This is a genomic window from Empedobacter tilapiae (assembly GCF_004785645.1).
Taxonomy (GTDB): Bacteria; Bacteroidota; Bacteroidia; order Flavobacteriales; family Weeksellaceae; genus Empedobacter; species Empedobacter tilapiae.
Genome location: NZ_SRPE01000005.1, coordinates 67,136 through 81,083 on the forward strand (window position 1 = coordinate 67,136; position 13,948 = coordinate 81,083).

A 13,948-nucleotide genomic window follows, 5' to 3' on the forward strand; every position below is an offset into this window, starting at 1 on the left:
TTTTTTACCCCATAAATTATTCGTAAATTTGCAACCATTGATTTAAAGATTCAATGGAAACAAACAAAGCACCAAAGTACATTTTCGTTACCGGAGGAGTAACATCGTCGTTAGGAAAAGGAATCGTAGCATCATCATTAGGAATGCTATTAGAAGCAAGAGGATATAGAGTAACAATTCAAAAATTGGATCCCTATATAAATGTAGACCCAGGAACACTTAATCCTTACGAACATGGAGAATGTTACGTTACGGAAGACGGTGCAGAGACCGATTTAGATTTAGGACATTATGAGCGCTTCTTGAACCGCGCAACATCTCGTGCTAACTCAGTTACTACAGGTCGTATTTATCAAACAGTTATAGAAAAAGAACGTCGTGGAGATTATTTAGGAAAAACAGTTCAGGTTGTTCCTCATATCACAAACGAAATCAAACGTCGTATCAAATTATTAGGTAATACAGGTGATTATGATATCATCATTACTGAAATTGGAGGTACGGTTGGAGATATTGAGTCTTTACCATATATCGAAACAATTCGTCAGTTAACTTGGGAATTAGGAGAACACAATTCCTCTGTTATTCACTTAACGTTAGTACCTTATTTAGCTGCTGCGGGTGAATTAAAAACAAAACCTACTCAACATTCTGTTCGTACATTAATGGAAAATGGTATTCATGCCAATGTTTTAGTTACACGTACAGAGCGTCATTTACCAAAAGATGTAAAAGCTAAATTGGCTTTATTTTGTAATGTTCGCAAAGAAAATGTAATCGAAAGTATGGATGCAGACACAATTTATGAGGTTCCATTCTTATTACATGAACAAAATTTTGACGAAGTTGTTTTAAAAGGCTTAGATTTGCCAACTGATCAAGAACCAGATTTTACGGTTTGGAACAAATTCTTATCAAATCATAAAAATCCTAAAAACGAAATAGAAATTGCTTTAGTTGGTAAATATGTTTCGTTACACGATTCTTATAAATCTATCACAGAAGCATTTATCCACGCAGCTGCAACTTGCGAAACAAGTGTAAAAGTTCGTTGGGTATATTCTGGAGATATTACAGAAGACAATGTTGGAGAGCAACTGAAAGGAGTTTCAGGAATTTTGATTGCGCCAGGTTTTGGAGATCGTGGTATTTTAGGTAAAATAATTGCTGCAAATTATGCACGAAGAAATAATATTCCAACATTAGGGATTTGTTTGGGAATGCAAATTATGGCAATCGAATTTGCGCGTAATGTTTTAGGTTACGAGAAAGCAGATTCAGCAGAAATGGATTTAACAACACCTTATCCAGTTATCAGTTTGATGGAAGATCAAAAAGATGTTTCGGATAAAGGAGGAACAATGCGTTTAGGAAATTGGAAATGTGAATTAACTCCTAATTCAAAAATTGAGAAAATTTACAACACAACCGAAATCTTAGAACGTCATCGTCATAGATATGAATTCAACAATGATTTTTACGATGAATTTGTTGAAAACAATTTTATTCCAGTTGGTAAAAATCCTGAAACAGAATTAGTAGAAATTTTAGAACATAATCAACACCCATATTATATAGGTGTACAATTCCATCCGGAATATAAAAGTACAGTTGCTTCGCCACATCCTTTATTTATAAGTTTTATCGAAGCTTCTTTATTGAATAAACAAAATGATTTATTAAATGCAACAAGAGAAAAAATTTGATTTTAACCAAACGATTGGTTTTATTTTAATTGCAATTCTTTTTGGCGTATTCTATTTTCTAAACAAACCTTCGGAAGAACAAATCGAAGAACAGAAAAAAGAATTAGTTCAAAAGCAAGAGCAAGCAAAAAAACAGGAACAATTAAATAAAACAGCTACAACAAAAGCTTTTCAAACTGTAGACCCTACATTAGCAAAAGATGTTGAAGTTAGTAATGATAAATTAAAAGTAACTTTTTCGCCAAAAGGAGCTCAAATTTCTGACGTACAAATCACCGGATATACAGCTTACAACAACGAAAAAGATGGACATAAAGATCCTTTACATTTGATAAAAGACGGATCTAGTAAGTTCAATTTATCATTCAAGACAAAACAAGGAGCTGTTCTTAATGTTTCGGATTTAGTATTTGTACCTCAAGTACAGAAAAATGCGAACAATACAATTGTGACGTTTACGGCAAATGCTCAAAATAGTCAAATTCAATATATCTATACATTAGGAGATTCTTATGGTATCGATTTCGAAGTTAAAACGCAAGGTTTATCTAACATCACTTCTGAGAAAAATGTAGATTTAGCGTGGACAATGGACGGTTTCAGTACTGAGAAAGGGAAAGATCAAGAGAAATATTGGTCACATACTTATTTTCAATTTAAAGGAAACAAAGACATCGAATACGAATTATTTGGTTCTGACGAATGGGAAGAAGAGGAAGCTATTTCTTGGGTAGCCAACAAACAACAATTCTTCGCAACAGTTTTATCAAATGATGAAGGGTTTAAAACAACAAAAGGTGGTTCAAAAAACTCTGATAAAGAGGACTTAACTTATAGTAAACACTATCACCTAAACTCAAAATTAGAGTTGAAAAATAGTGAAATCAATTCAAAATTCACATGGGATTTTATTCCATTGGATTATAAAATGTTGAAAGATTACAACGACAAAGGATTCCAAAACTTAATTGACTTTGGTTGGGGATTATTTGGTTGGTTGAATAAATATTTTTTCTTGAACGTTTTCAAATGGTTAGCTTCTGTAGGAATCACTTATGGATGGGTAATCTTCTTGATGACAATCGTTGTAAAATTGATTTTATCTCCTATTATGTACAAACAATACCGTCAATCAGCATTGATGAAAGTTGTTCGTCCAGAGTTGAATGAAATTAACGAAAAATACAAGGATCCGAAAGATGCAATGAAGAAACAACAAGAGACAATGGCAATTTATCGTAATGCAGGAATCAATCCATTAGCGGGATGTTTACCAGCATTATTACAGATTCCAATCTTCTATGCATTGTTCCGTTTCTTTCCTAACTTAATAGACTTAAGAGGTGTTCCTTTCTGGTTTGTAGACGATTTAACAGCTTTTGATGATATCATCAAATTACCAGAATGGGTTCCGTTCCTTAACGGTCACTTAAGTGTATTCGCTTTATTATACATTGTTGCAATGATGATTTATTTTAAAGTTTCAGGATCTATGGATAATTTCCAAATGCCACAACAAGAAGGAATGCCAAATATGCAATTCATGAAATACATGATGTATGTAATGCCTGTTTTCTTCTTTGTATTCCTTAACAACTACGCTTCTGGTTTATCTTGGTATTATTTAGTTTCTAATGCAATTAATATTTTTATAGTATTATATATTAAACGATATATGATTCATGAAGCGAAGATTCATCAAATCATCGAAACAAATAAAACAAAACCTAAAAAAACAGGTAAGTTTGCTTCGAAAATGCAAGAAATGATGAAACAAGCTCAAGAAATGCAAGAGCAACAACAAAAGAACAAAAAGAAATAATCGATAATATTTCAGATTCAACAATAAAAAAAATCCGTTAATAATAATTAACGGATTTTTTATTTATTTAAGACAATGATTTTTAATAGATTTTATTTCATTATTAATCATTAATATATCTATTTAAAATTGAATTAATAGTGTACAAGATACACTTTTTATTGATAAAATATTTTTTATTTATTATTTTAAGATTATTATTGTCTTTAAATAATAAAAAACATGAACAATATTTATTCAATTAAAGATTCAACAGCGAACCCTGGTCCACTAGGTTTATTTGGATTCGCAATGACGACAGTTTTACTAAACATACACAATGCAGGCTTTTTTCCTGTCAATAGTATGATTATGGGAATGGGAATATTCTTTGGAGGAGGAGCACAATTTGTAGCCGGCATCATGGAATGGAAAAAAGGAAACAACTTTGGTAGTATAGCATTTCTTGCTTACGGAGCTTTTTGGTTAACACTTGTATTTACATGGTTAGCACCAATGTTTGGAGTTGAAAAACCAGACGGAAACGCAATGGGATGTTATTTAGGAATATGGGGATTATTTTCTTTAGTCAACTTTTTTCAAACATTAAAAGGTAACCTAATTGGCAAACTACTATTTGGTTCACTAACTTTATTATTCTTCTTATTAGCTGCTGCAAATTTTACTGCAAATGAAAATGTTTTACATTTTGCAGGATGGACAGGAATTCTATGTGGATTTATTGCTTTTTATGAAGCTTCTGCAATTATGATTAATCAAAAATATGAAAAAACTATTCTTCCCTTATAAGGGAAGAATATAAAAAAATCCTTTATCAAAAATTGATAAAGGATTTTTTTATATCATACAATTAAATTATTTATTAAACATTGGAGCTAATAACTTCTTCCAAATAAATAATAAAATTAAAGATCCTAAAATTGAAAAAATCCAATCCAATGGACTAAAAAAACTAACTTCTCCATCATGAGAAATTCCTAAAATAGTACGCATATAAGCTCCTAAGTAAGCTCCTATAATACCTATTAAAGCTGTAACCCAAAATCCACCTGGATCTTTCCCTGGCATTATAGCTTTTGCAATTCCTGCACAAATTAGTCCGAATACAAGATAAACTAGGAAGCTCCAAACTCCAGTAATACCTAACATAATAAATGAAATTGTCGTCATAATTAATAATGTTTTTTATAGTTGTGTAAATTGTTAAGCAAAACTTAACTAAAATCGTTCCAAAAAGATAAGAAAAGATTTTGGATTTTGTAAATTTGTATCACTATAAAAATAAAATTTATGTCTCTAATTAAATCAATTTCAGGTTTTCGAGGAACAATCGGAGGAAAACCAGGAGATAATTTAACGCCTATAGATGCTGTAAAATTTGCCGCTGCATATGGAACTTGGTTAAAAAATCAATCAAATAAATCAGAATATAAAGTAATTGTAGGGCGAGATGCTCGTATTTCTGGACAAATGGTATCACAACTCGTTTGTTCAACTTTACAAGGATTAGGTATTAATGTTGTGGATTTGGGCTTATCTACAACACCAACCGTAGAAGTTATGGTAACTCATTTGCACGCAGATGGAGGAATTATCTTAACAGCTTCTCACAATCCAAAAGAATGGAATGCTTTGAAATTATTGAATGCAAAAGGAGAATTTGTTTCCGCTGAAGATGGAGCTCAAATTTTAGCTTTCGCAGATAAAGATGACTATACCTTTGCTGAAGTTGATGATTTAGGTTCTTATGAAACTTTTGATGATGCTATTGATTTACATATCGAGAAAATTTTAGCATTGCCATTAATAAACACAAAAGCAATTCAAGATAAAAACTTCAAAGTTGCAATTGATGCTGTTAATTCAACAGGAGGAATCGCAATTCCTAAGCTATTACAACGTTTAGGAGTTATTCATTACGATATGTATTGTGAACCAAACGGACATTTTCCTCATAATCCTGAGCCTTTAAAAGAACACTTAGGTGATATCTGTAAAAAAGTAGTTGATGAACAAGCTGATTTCGGAATTGTTGTTGATCCCGATGTTGATCGTTTAGCAATTATCGATGAAAAAGGTAATATGTTTGGTGAAGAATATACTTTGGTTGCTGTTGCAGATTATGTTTTATCCAAAACACCTTCAGCTACAGTTTCTAATCTATCTTCTTCACGTGCATTACGTGATGTAACAGAAAAATATGGACAAAAATATTCACCTTCTGCTGTTGGGGAAGTAAACGTTGTTGTTGAAATGAAAAACGTTGATGCTAAAATTGGTGGAGAAGGTAATGGAGGTATTATTTATCCAGAATTGCACTACGGACGCGACTCTCTAGTAGGAATTGCTTTATTTTTAACACATTTGGCTGAACAAAATATATCGGTTTCTGAATTGAAAGCTTCATATCCTGCTTATTTTATGGCGAAAAAGAAAATTGAATTAACACCAGAAATTAATGTTGACGAATTGTTAATTAAAATTCAAGAAGTTTACAAAGACGAAGAAATCAATACAGTTGATGGAGTTAAAATTGATTTCCCTACAGAATGGGTTCATTTAAGAAAATCGAACACAGAACCAATTATTCGTATTTATACTGAAAGTACTTCAGAAGAAAATGCAAATAAATTAGCTGATAAAATGATCGAAAGCATAAAAAATATTATCTAAAACAATCTATTTTAATTGTTTAATAAATGTGCAAAACTCTAACAATTCGTTAGGATTTTTGCACATTTTATTTTGTAAATTAGTCTGATACTATGGACGAAGATTTTTTTAATAACGAACTGATTGAAGGTTTTGAGCAAATGCTTGACAATCGTGAATATAGATATTACGATTCTGAAGATTTAGTCGAAATTATTGAGTTTTACATTGAGGTAAATGATAGTGAATATGCAAAACGTGCTCTAGATTTTGCCGAAAAAATGCATCCTGAAAATCTAGATATTAAAATTAAGAAAATTGAATATTTTCTTTCTATCAATGAATTAAAGCATTCTGCAAAACTAATTCAAGAATTAAAAGATTTAGCTTCTAATGAATTAGATTATATTCTAGTCCAAGCACGTTTTTGGGGAATGAAAAATATGCCCCGAAAAGCAATTACTTTTTACGAAGAAGCTTTGCTACTTGATGATGAAGAAACTGATTTTATCTGTAATTGTATTGGAAACGAATATCTTAATTTAGATGAAGTTCATTCTGCTTTAATAGCTTTTAGAAAAGCTTTAAAATTTAATCCTGAAAATGATTATTCATTCTACTCCATTATTCAATGTTATGAAGAGATTCATAATCCAGACGAATGCATTAATTTTTTGAAAGATTTTATCGACGATAATCCTTATTCTGAAGTTTCTTGGTTACAATTAGGATTATTGTATAATCATAAAAAGATGTATGATGAGGCTATTAATGCATTAGACTTTGTTATTGCTATTAATCCAAATTCTATAGCTGGACATACTAACAAAGCTGCTTCTCTAGAGGGATTAGGTAAATATAATCAAGCAATAGAAACTTTAGAAGAAACATTAGAATATGATGATTCTCCTGCTGTTACTCATTTTAAAATCGGAGAATTATACGAAAAATTAGAAAAACCTCAAAAAGCATTAAAAGCTTATCATATTGCAATAAAAGAAGATCCTCAATTAGATAAAGTTTGGGCAAAATCTGCTGCTTTATATGATAAAATGGGAAATCTCGAAGAAGCAGACTATTACATTCAACGTGCAATAGAGTTGAACGAAAACAATCCAGAATATTACACAAATTCTACCTACTATTTCTTAAAACAAATGAAGTTTGAAGAAGCTATAAAAAACCTAGCAAAATTGGTTGAATTAAAACCTTTAGTATTTAACACTTGGTTTGCTTATGTCGAAACTTTGATTGCTGTTGGAGAATACGACCAAGCTATTGCAGTATTACTTGGTGGAGCTCTGAAAAATTTCAATCGAGCAGAATTTTTTTACCAATTGAGTAATGTTTATTATTTGACGAATCAAGATTCATTAGGAAACGAAGCATTAAGCAATGCATTAAGTATGGATAGAAATATCAAAGATATGATGATAGAAAATTATCCTATTCTTCAAGAAAAAATTGAAAGTTTAAATCAAAACTAATTTTACAAACTTATTGATGTTAACATAATTTAATAACAATAAAAAATTATGTATCTTTAGGTATCAACGATTTCTTATGAACTTTGTCGCACATCAATATTTATCTTTTGAAAATAAATCTCTTCAAATCGGAAATCTTCTCGGAGAAACTGTAAAAGGAAAACAATACCTTAATTACGATGATGATATTCAGAAAGGAATTTTACTACATCGTTCTATTGATACATTTACTGATTCTCACGAAATAGTGAAGCAAAGCTCTAGTTACTTTCACGAAACTCAACACAAATTTGCACCAATTATTATTGATGTAATTTATGATTATTTCTTAATTAAACATTGGAATAATTTTTCAGAAACTCCTTTCGAAAAATTCAAATCAGATTGTTATCAACTTTTTGAAAATGAATATGACTCATTCCAAAAAAAAACACAAGAAATCATATTTTATTTAATAAAATATGATTGGTTTGAAAATTATTCAACAATAGAAGGAGTACAAAAAACATTAAAAGGAATTGGAAGTAGAACAAAATTTCAAAATAATCTACATCAAATTATTCCTGAATTTGAAAGAAATTTTTCTAAACTTGAGAATGATTTCCTCTCTTTTTTCCCTCTGTTAGAACTTCATTGTAAAAACTTTATATCATTCAATTTTCAAGAGTAAAATTCGATTTTAGCAATTCAAGAAAATTCATTAGTTTAGGGCTGTAAACAAACAAAAAACCACAATGGATTTAACTTTCAATAAAAGAGAGGATCATAACAAATTATTACTTTCTAAACTGCGCCAAAAACTAAATCAGGTTTACCTTGGCGGAGGTCAAAAAAGAATCGATGCATTACATAGCAAAGGAAAAATGTCTGCTAGAGAACGTATTGATTATCTTCTTGATGATAAAAAACCGTCTATAGAAATTGGTGCTTTAACTGGTGATGAAATGTACAAAGAACACGGCGGATGTCCTTCGGGAGGTGTTGTTATAAAAATCGGTTATATTTCTGGTAAACAGTGTATTGTTGTTGCAAATGATGCTACGGTAAAAGCTGGTGCTTGGTTCCCAATTACAGGTAAAAAGAATTTACGTGCGCAAGAAATTGCGATGGAAAACAGACTGCCAATTATTTACTTGGTAGATAGCGCAGGTGTTTATTTACCTATGCAAGACGAAATTTTTCCTGATAAAGAAATGTTTGGACGAATTTTTCGTAACAATGCAATTATGTCATCAATGGGAATTACTCAAATTTCTGCTGTAATGGGAAGTTGTGTTGCTGGTGGAGCTTATTTACCAATTATGAGCGACGAAGCTATGATTGTAGACAAAACAGGTTCTATTTTCTTGGCAGGAAGTTATTTGGTAAAAGCAGCAATTGGAGAAGATATTGACAATGAAACTTTAGGTGGAGCAACGACTCACTGCGAAATCTCTGGTGTAACTGATTATAAAGCCAAAGACGATAAAGATGCGTTGGACAGAATAAAATCTATCGTTGGTAAAATTGGCGACTATGAAAAAGCCGGATTTAATAGAATTGAAACAAAAAAACCTGCTTTAGATGAGAAAGAAATCTATGGTATTTTACCTGAATCTCGTGCGGAACAATACGATATGTATGATATTATTAACAGACTTGTTGATAATTCTGAATTGGATGAATACAAACCTGATTATGGAAAATCTATAATTTGTACTTATGCACGTATTGATGGTTGGGCAGTTGGAATCGTAGCTAATCAACGTAAAATTGTGAAGTCTAAAAAAGACGGAATGCAGTTTGGAGGAGTGATTTATTCAGATTCTGCGGATAAAGCCACTCGTTTTATTGCGAATTGTAACCAAAAGAAAATTCCGTTAGTTTTCTTACAAGATGTAACTGGTTTTATGGTTGGATCTAAATCTGAACATGGTGGAATTATTAAAGACGGAGCGAAAATGGTAAATGCTGTTTCTAACTCTGTCGTACCTAAGTTTACAATCGTAGTTGGTAATTCTTATGGAGCTGGAAATTATGCTATGTGCGGAAAAGCGTATGATCCTAGATTAATTGCAGCTTGGCCTTCGGCTCAATTGGCAGTTATGGGAGGTGAGCAAGCGGCGAAAGTATTGTTACAAATCAAAGAAGCTACTTTGAAAGCGCAAGGTATAGAAGTTGATGAAGTAAAAAAACAAGAACTTCTGAACGAAATTACAGCAAAATACAATGATGAAACAAGTCCTTATTATGCGGCAGCACGTTTGTGGACAGATGGAATTATTGATCCTTTAGATACACGTAAATGGATTTCTATGGGAATTGAAGCAGCAAATCATTCTCCTATTGAAAAACAATTTAATTTAGGTGTTATTCAAGTTTAGAAAAATAAAATTATTTTTAAAATATAGAAGAGAATCCTAAAATTGGATTCTCTTTTTATTTTTTGAATATTGTTTGAAACATATAAAGCAAATCTTGTTGAAAACTCCAATTCTTTACATATTCTACATTAGTTTTGACTTTATCTGGCCAAATAATTTCATCATTATATTTGATAGGATCATTTACATTGGATAAGACTTCTTCTTCATTACGATATTTCAATTGAGCCGGACCAGTTATTCCAGGCTTTACTTTCAACATAATCCTATCTTCTCCAAGTAGTTTATCAGCATAACCAGTAACATCTGGTCGAGGTCCTACAAAGCTCATTTCTCCTTTTAAGATATTAAACAATTGAGGTAATTCATCTAATTTATAATCGCGAAGAAACTTTCCAATTTTGGTAATTTGATGTTGATTGGTTGTTATCGTCGATTTAGAGATTCCATTTATCGTTCTGATTTTATAAATCTTGAAAAATCTTCCGTTCTTGCCTACTCTTGTTTGAGTAAAAAGACCAAATTCGTTAGTATCCAAAGAACTTATGATAATTAACAAAACAATTAATCCCACTAAAAAAATTAGTAGGATTAACGCAAGTATATAATCAAATATGTTCTTTAAGATCATTTTCAATTAAAAGAATTTACTTTTAATTCGAGAAGCTAAACGTTTTATTTTTCCGAACGATGAATTATCAAAATTCTCATCTCCAGCAAAATATCCGTAGCCATAACCATATCCGTAGCCATAACCATATCCGTAACCATAACCATATCCGTAGCCATAACCAGTTTTAATTTGAAAATCGTTGAAGATAATTCCGACATTCGAAACTTCTCCTTCGTCGTATTTATTAGAGATCGCATTGATAAAGTTTTTCTCCGAGTAGTTGTAACGCGTTACATATAATGTACAATCTGCATAACGCATTAAATCATAAGAATCTGTTACTAATCCTATCGGTGGCGAATCTATAATTACAAATTCATATTTCTCTTTCAACTCAACAAATAATTGATCCATTCGTTTACTCAAAATCAATTCCGAAGGATTTGGAGGAATTGGACCTGCTGTAATAATATCTAAATTAGGTAAAATTGTTCGCTGAGTAATTTGATTAAGTTCTAAATCCCCTGCAACATAATCTGTAACACCAACTTTATTATTGATATTAAAATCATCAAAGATTTTTGGTTTACGTAAGTCTAGTCCAACTAGAACTGTTTTCTTATCCATAGAACCAATTGAACTAGCAATATTCATCGCATTGAAAGTCTTCCCTTCACCTCCAATAAATGAGGTTACTAAAATTGTTTTATTATATTCATTAAGTCTTGGATTCTTATACAAATATTTTAGATTTGAACGAATTGATCTAAATGATTCTGAAATTCCAGATTTTGGATTATTGATTACAACTAAAGGAGAATTATCACCCAAAGGACCAACTAAACCAATAATTGGAATGCTAGTACGATTTGTAATATCTTTTAAAACTCGAACTTTAAAATCTAACAATTCTTTAATCACAACATATACCAAAGGAATCAATAAACCAATTCCTAAAGCTATTAAATAATTACGTTGTGGATTAGGATAAATAGATCCTTGTCCTTGATTTTTAGCAGGATCAATAATCGTGATATCAGATACAATAGATGCTAAAGATAAATCTGTTGTATTTAATTGATTAATTAAAGTTGAATATAATGTACTATTTAATTCAAATCCACGATTTGCTTCAACGAATTCAATTTCTTCGTAAGGCAAATCTTTCGCTTTAAATTCAGATTCCGTCAACTTAGCGTTAATCATAGATAAATCAGTATTTAGCTTTTGTAAATGAGCATTAACTACATTCGAAATATTATTTCTTGTTTTAGCTAATTTACGGTCGATTTCTCTAATCTCATCTGTATTAGACTTATAGACTTTAAGCATCTGCTCACGCTGATTTTCAAGATTATCTAATTGATCCACATTAGTCATGTAGTAAGAAACATCAAGACCAGCTATATTAAGAGCAATTAGATTATCAACACTACTTGATTTTTTAGGCATTAAACGATGTAATGCATTGATTTTCTCTTCTAGAGTTACGCGTTCTTTATCTAATTCAGTAAGTTTCCCTAAAAGTTCTACTTTCTTTGTATCAAAATTATAAACTCCTGTTTTCTTCTGCAACTCTTGTAAATTGTTGGTTGCACTATCTAATTTAAGTTTTACAACAGAAATTCTATCTTGTAAGTATTTACGAGTCTTATAAGCAGAAAGATTTCTTTCTGCTAGTTCATTCTCTATTAAAACTTGAATTGAATTATTTAATAAATCTACAGCTTCGTTTAAACTTTCAGCATTTTTAGAAACGGATATAATACTCGAAATTTTAGAAGGATTTGATACATTAAAATTTTGAGTTGTTCTTGCTGTTGCAACTTTTATTGGTACTAATTTAAACGATATTATATTTTCATAAAAAGGAATATTAGAACGAGTTAACATCATTTTATAATTTCGTCCAACCATCCATTTATTATAGTAACCAATTTTTGGAAGGTTAATAACATCTGATTTAATAATACTATCTTTTGTAAATTGATAAAGCGAACCATTCTTATTCTCAACTTCAAAATAAAAAGAATTATTATCTTTTGGTTTTACTTTAATTTCTACATTCGCTACTTGCTGATGTAAAGTATCTATATGAACATGAAATGGCGCATCTAATTTATAAATATTAGATTTTTTCAACCTACCTTCAGCTGTATAAAAAATATAAGACTCTGTCCTTTTTACAACTTTTTCATTATGAATACGTGAAGATAATGTATAAGTTAATCCATCTATTTTATTTGCGTTTCCTCCCCAAATAAAGTTAATAGAATTTGATGCTAATGTATTATTAGATGAATTATTATCTTTAATCTTAAATGTAGTATTTGCTGAGTAAATTTTATTCAGTTTCCAATTATTTAAATAATAAGCTACAGCTAAAGCAATTAACATAGAAATGAAATATAAAGGCCAAGCATTAAGCAATCTTGGAATTAATCTCTCTACATCAATAAAGTCAGATTGTTTTTTCTTACTTTTTTGATCAATTGTTGTATTTGCCATTATTATATTTTATCAAAGAATAAATAAACTCCTAAAATTGTTGCAATTGCCCCCATTACAGTAGTAACAACAGTAAGAGGATTTAGTCCTACACCCCAAACTTTTTCTTTACGAGGATTAACAACAATAATATCATTATTCTGAATCCAATAATACTCAGAATTCATAATAGATTCTTTTGTTAAGTCGACATATACCTGCTTTGTTCCATCTAAATCAGTTCTAATAATTCGAACATTTTTTAAATCAGCGTAAATATTATTTGATCCAGTTCTTGAAAAAGCTTCTAAAATAGTCAAATCTCTTTTATTTGCCCTAAATGTTCCTTGCAGCACTTCTCCTACTACTGTATATTCTATTCCAGCTAAATTCACATCAATATATGTTCCTTTTTCATCATATATTTTATAGAATTCGTTTTGAATTTTTTTACGAGCTTGTTCTATTGTTAATCCTTCTAAATAAACATTTCCTATTCTTGGTAATTCGATATTTCCATCTTTTCTTACTAATACTCCAGAGTTTTCTCCTTGAACAAAAGTTTGATTTCCAGAAGAAATAAAATCACTAAGAATTCCCATCGATGCATTAGATGCACTCGAAATATTTATTAATACTCGATCTCCTTTTTGAATATAATATTCTGGTTTATCGAAAGCAATTTTACCGTTTGAATCTAATTTTAAATTCTGATCAGGTTGGATTAATTGAATGTCTTTTAACGATATGCATGAAAATAAATTCAGCAAAATCAATAAAATAGCGGTTTTGGTTAAAGTTGATTTTAAGTAAAGCAT

Annotated in this window: 11 protein-coding genes; 7 read left to right on the forward strand and 4 right to left on the reverse strand. The window is 30.4% G+C overall.

Features of this window, described 5'->3' with window-relative positions; translation table 11 throughout:
• Window positions 1–53 precede the first annotated feature (53 nt).
• From E4J94_RS07840 to E4J94_RS07850, 3 genes are all read left to right on the forward strand, one after another.
• Window positions 54–1,706, forward strand: coding sequence for a CTP synthase (locus E4J94_RS07840; RefSeq protein ID WP_135835280.1), 1,653 nt, complete (start codon window positions 54–56; stop codon window positions 1,704–1,706).
• Window positions 1,684–3,528 carry a membrane protein insertase YidC gene (yidC, locus tag E4J94_RS07845; protein ID WP_135835281.1) on the forward strand — a complete coding sequence of 615 codons (1,845 nt, stop codon included), beginning with the start codon at window positions 1,684–1,686 and terminating at the stop codon, window positions 3,526–3,528. Before E4J94_RS07840 ends, yidC begins: the two co-directional genes overlap by 23 nt.
• 222 nt (window positions 3,529–3,750) lie before the next feature.
• Window positions 3,751–4,317, forward strand: coding sequence for an acetate uptake transporter (locus E4J94_RS07850; RefSeq protein WP_135835282.1), 567 nt, complete (start codon window positions 3,751–3,753; stop codon window positions 4,315–4,317).
• 66 nt (window positions 4,318–4,383) lie between these two features.
• Here the strand turns inward: E4J94_RS07850 and E4J94_RS07855 are convergent, their stop codons facing one another.
• Window positions 4,384–4,698 (reverse strand): GlsB/YeaQ/YmgE family stress response membrane protein, encoded by a 315-nt coding sequence (locus E4J94_RS07855; protein ID WP_135835283.1) that lies wholly within the window; start codon window positions 4,696–4,698, stop codon window positions 4,384–4,386.
• Window positions 4,699–4,818: 120 nt separating this feature from the next.
• On the opposite strand from E4J94_RS07855, the gene glmM reads away from it, so the two are divergent.
• The 4 genes from glmM (at window position 4,819) to E4J94_RS07875 (ending at window position 10,030) form a co-directional block, all read left to right on the forward strand.
• Window positions 4,819–6,201 carry a phosphoglucosamine mutase gene (gene glmM / locus E4J94_RS07860; RefSeq protein ID WP_135835284.1) on the forward strand — a complete coding sequence of 461 codons (1,383 nt, stop codon included), beginning with the start codon at window positions 4,819–4,821 and terminating at the stop codon, window positions 6,199–6,201.
• Between the two features lie 92 nt (window positions 6,202–6,293).
• The gene (locus E4J94_RS07865) at window positions 6,294–7,667 is read left to right on the forward strand and encodes a tetratricopeptide repeat protein (protein WP_135835285.1); all 1,374 of its coding nucleotides are present in this window, start codon (window positions 6,294–6,296) and stop codon (window positions 7,665–7,667) included.
• Window positions 7,668–7,743: 76 nt separating this feature from the next.
• Window positions 7,744–8,337, forward strand: coding sequence for an acyl carrier protein phosphodiesterase (locus E4J94_RS07870; RefSeq protein ID WP_135835286.1), 594 nt, complete (start codon window positions 7,744–7,746; stop codon window positions 8,335–8,337).
• A gap of 64 nt (window positions 8,338–8,401) precedes the next feature.
• On the forward strand, window positions 8,402–10,030 hold the full coding sequence (locus tag E4J94_RS07875) for an acyl-CoA carboxylase subunit beta (protein ID WP_135835287.1): 1,629 nt from the start codon (window positions 8,402–8,404) through the stop codon (window positions 10,028–10,030).
• A gap of 55 nt (window positions 10,031–10,085) precedes the next feature.
• On the opposite strand, the gene E4J94_RS07880 is transcribed toward E4J94_RS07875, so the two are convergent.
• Genes E4J94_RS07880 through E4J94_RS07890 form a run of 3 tightly spaced genes read right to left on the reverse strand, consistent with a single transcriptional unit; the run spans window position 10,086 to window position 13,948 of the window.
• On the reverse strand, window positions 10,086–10,661 hold the full coding sequence (locus E4J94_RS07880) for a sugar transferase (RefSeq protein WP_135835288.1): 576 nt from the start codon (window positions 10,659–10,661) through the stop codon (window positions 10,086–10,088).
• Between the two features lie 6 nt (window positions 10,662–10,667).
• Complete coding sequence (locus E4J94_RS17690; RefSeq protein WP_185145635.1) at window positions 10,668–13,151, reverse strand: exopolysaccharide transport family protein; 2,484 nt, start codon at window positions 13,149–13,151, stop codon at window positions 10,668–10,670.
• Window positions 13,152–13,153: 2 nt separating this feature from the next.
• The gene (locus tag E4J94_RS07890; protein WP_135835289.1) at window positions 13,154–13,948 is read right to left on the reverse strand and encodes a polysaccharide biosynthesis/export family protein; all 795 of its coding nucleotides are present in this window, start codon (window positions 13,946–13,948) and stop codon (window positions 13,154–13,156) included.

Bases quoted from the DNA above. Each gene is read 5' to 3' on its own strand.
- E4J94_RS07840 (WP_135835280.1), top strand. From the start codon at position 54: ATGGAAACAAACAAAGCACCAAAGTACATTTTCGTTACCGGAGGAGTA.
- yidC (WP_135835281.1), top strand. From the start codon at position 1,684: ATGCAACAAGAGAAAAAATTTGATTTTAACCAAACGATTGGTTTTATT.
- E4J94_RS07850 (WP_135835282.1), top strand. From the start codon at position 3,751: ATGAACAATATTTATTCAATTAAAGATTCAACAGCGAACCCTGGTCCA.
- E4J94_RS07855 (WP_135835283.1), bottom strand. From the start codon at position 4,698: ATGACGACAATTTCATTTATTATGTTAGGTATTACTGGAGTTTGGAGC.
- glmM (WP_135835284.1), top strand. From the start codon at position 4,819: ATGTCTCTAATTAAATCAATTTCAGGTTTTCGAGGAACAATCGGAGGA.
- E4J94_RS07865 (WP_135835285.1), top strand. From the start codon at position 6,294: ATGGACGAAGATTTTTTTAATAACGAACTGATTGAAGGTTTTGAGCAA.
- E4J94_RS07870 (WP_135835286.1), top strand. From the start codon at position 7,744: ATGAACTTTGTCGCACATCAATATTTATCTTTTGAAAATAAATCTCTT.
- E4J94_RS07875 (WP_135835287.1), top strand. From the start codon at position 8,402: ATGGATTTAACTTTCAATAAAAGAGAGGATCATAACAAATTATTACTT.
- E4J94_RS07880 (WP_135835288.1), bottom strand. From the start codon at position 10,661: ATGATCTTAAAGAACATATTTGATTATATACTTGCGTTAATCCTACTA.
- E4J94_RS17690 (WP_185145635.1), bottom strand. From the start codon at position 13,151: ATGGCAAATACAACAATTGATCAAAAAAGTAAGAAAAAACAATCTGAC.
- E4J94_RS07890 (WP_135835289.1), bottom strand. From the start codon at position 13,948: ATGCTTTACTTAAAATCAACTTTAACCAAAACCGCTATTTTATTGATT.